This is a genomic window from Vibrio sp. 2-Bac 85, assembly GCF_037546705.1.
GTDB lineage: Bacteria > Pseudomonadota > Gammaproteobacteria > Enterobacterales > Psychromonadaceae > Psychromonas.
On record NZ_JALAAB010000039.1, the window covers coordinates 1 to 2,935 of the forward strand.

Sequence of the window (2,935 nt, forward strand, 5' to 3'; positions counted from 1 at the left end):
CAACACTACTTAGGTGTTGTATGGTTAAGCCTCACGGGTAATTAGTACAAGTTAGCTCAATACATTACTGTACTTACACACCTTGCCTATCAACGTTGTAGTCTCCAACGGCCCTTTAGGGAACTTAAAGTTCCAGTGAGAACTCATCTTGAGGCTCGCTTCCCGCTTAGATGCTTTCAGCGGTTATCGATTCCGAACGTAGCTACTGGGCAATGCCATTGGCATGACAACCCAAACACCAGCGGTTCGTCCACTCCGGTCCTCTCGTACTAGGAGCAGCTCCTCTCAATTCTCAAACGCCCACGGCAGATAGGGACCGAACTGTCTCACGACGTTCTAAACCCAGCTCGCGTACCACTTTAAATGGCGAACAGCCATACCCTTGGGACCGACTTCAGCCCCAGGATGTGATGAGCCGACATCGAGGTGCCAAACACCGCCGTCGATATGAACTCTTGGGCGGTATCAGCCTGTTATCCCCGGAGTACCTTTTATCCGTTGAGCGATGGCCCTTCCATTCAGAACCACCGGATCACTATGACCTACTTTCGTACCTGCTCGACGTGTCTGTCTCGCAGTTAAGCTGGCTTATACCATTGTACTAACCTCACGATGTCCGACCGTGATTAGCCAACCTTCGTACTCCTCCGTTACTCTTTAGGAGGAGACCGCCCCAGTCAAACTACCCACCAAACAGTGTCCCAAACCCCGATTCAGGGGCCATGGTTAGAACTCAAAACATACAAGGGTGGTATTTCAAGATTGGCTCCACGTCATCTGGCGACAACGCTTCAAAGCCTCCCACCTATCCTACACATGTAGGCTCTAAGTTCACTGCTAAGCTATAGTAAAGGTTCACGGGGTCTTTCCGTCTAGCCGCGGGTACACAGCATCTTCACTGCGATTTCAACTTCACTGAGTCTCGGGTAGAGACAGCATGGCCATCATTACGCCATTCGTGCAGGTCGGAACTTACCCGACAAGGAATTTCGCTACCTTAGGACCGTTATAGTTACGGCCGCCGTTTACCGGGGCTTCGATCAAAAGCTTCGACCTAAGTCTAACCTCATCAATTAACCTTCCGGCACCGGGCAGGCGTCACACCCTATACGTCATCTTACGATTTAGCAGAGTGCTGTGTTTTTAATAAACAGTTGCAGCCATCTGGTATCTTCGGCCTCCAACAGCTCAATCCGCAAGGGACGTCACCGTCGGAGGCGTACCTTCTCCCGAAGTTACGGTACCATTTTGCCTAGTTCCTTTACCCGAGTTCTCTCAAGCGCCTTGGTATTCTCTACCTGACCACCTGTGTCGGTTTGGGGTACGATCCTTTATTATCTGAAGCTTAGAGACTTTTCCTGGAAGCATGGCATCAATGACTTCAGTACCTTAGTACCTCGACATCGTATCTCAGTGTTAGTAGAAACCCGGATTTACCTAAGTCTCCCACCTACATACTTGAACCTGGACAACCATCGCCAGGCCCACCTAGCCTTCTCCGTCCTCCCATCGCAATAATAAAGGGTACGGGAATATTAACCCGTTTCCCATCGACTACGCCTTTCGGCCTCGCCTTAGGGGTCGACTCACCCTGCCCCGATTAACGTTGGACAGGAACCCTTGGTCTTCCGGCGGGGAGGTTTTTCACCCCCCTTATCGTTACTCATGTCAACATTCGCACTTCTGATACCTCCAGGATGCCTTACAGCTTTCCCTTCGACGGCTTACAGAACGCTCCTCTACCACGCATATAAATATGCGTCCGCAGCTTCGGTGATATGTTTAGCCCCGTTAAATCTTCCGCGCAGGCCGACTCGACTAGTGAGCTATTACGCTTTCTTTAAAAGATGGCTGCTTCTAAGCCAACTTCCTAGCTGTCTAAGCCTTCCCACATCGTTTCCCACTTAACATATACTTTGGGACCTTAGCTGGCGGTCTGGGTTGTTTCCCTTTCCACGACGGACGTTAGCACCCGCCGTGTGTCTCCCATGATTGCACTTGTTGGTATTCGGAGTTTGCAAAGGGTTGGTAAGTCGGGATGACCCCCTAGCCTTAACAGTGCTCTACCCCCAACAGTGATACATGAGGCGCTACCTAAATAGCTTTCGAGGAGAACCAGCTATCTCTTGGTTTGATTGGCCTTTCACCCCCAGCCACAAGTCATCCCCTAATTTTTCAACATTAGTGGGTTCGGTCCTCCAGTTGATGTTACTCAACCTTCAACCTGCTCATGGCTAGATCACCAAGTTTCGGGTCTAATCCCAGCAACTATTCGCCCAGTTAAGACTCGGTTTCCCTACGGCTCCCCTAAACGGTTAACCTTGCTACTGAAATTAAGTCGTTGACCCATTATACAAAAGGTACGCAGTCACGGAATAAATCCGCTCCTACTGCTTGTACGTACACGGTTTCAGGTTCTATTTCACTCCCCTCACAGGGGTTCTTTTCGCCTTTCCCTCACGGTACTGGTTCACTATCGGTCAATTAGGAGTATTTAGCCTTGGAGGATGGTCCCCCCATATTCAAACAGGATTTCTCGTGTCCCGTCTTACTCGTTTTCACTGTAAAGAAGTTTTTGTGTACGGGACTATCACCCTGTACCGTGGCACTTTCCAGAGCCTTCCACTAACTTTTAAACAGCTTAAGGGCTGTTCCGATTTCGCTCGCCGCTACTTTCGGAATCTCGGTTGATTTCTTTTCCTAAGGGTACTTAGATGTTTCAGTTCCCCTCGTTTGCTTCGCTTAGCTATGTATTCACTAAACGATGACACTAAGTGCCGGGTTGCCCCATTCGGAAATTCCAGGATATAACGCTTGTTATCAACTCCCCTGGACTTATCGCAGATTACCACGTCCTTCATCGCCTCTAATTGCCTAGGCATCCACCGTGCACGCTTATTCACTTAACCATACAACACCTAAATAGTGTTAAAAC

Annotated in this window: 1 rRNA gene; it reads right to left on the reverse strand. The window is 49.4% G+C overall.

Features of this window, described 5'->3' with window-relative positions:
• Positions 1 to 20: 20 nt before the first annotated feature.
• Positions 21 to 2,909, reverse strand: a 23S ribosomal RNA gene (locus MT390_RS19610).
• Between the last annotated feature and the right edge of the window lie 26 nt (positions 2,910 to 2,935).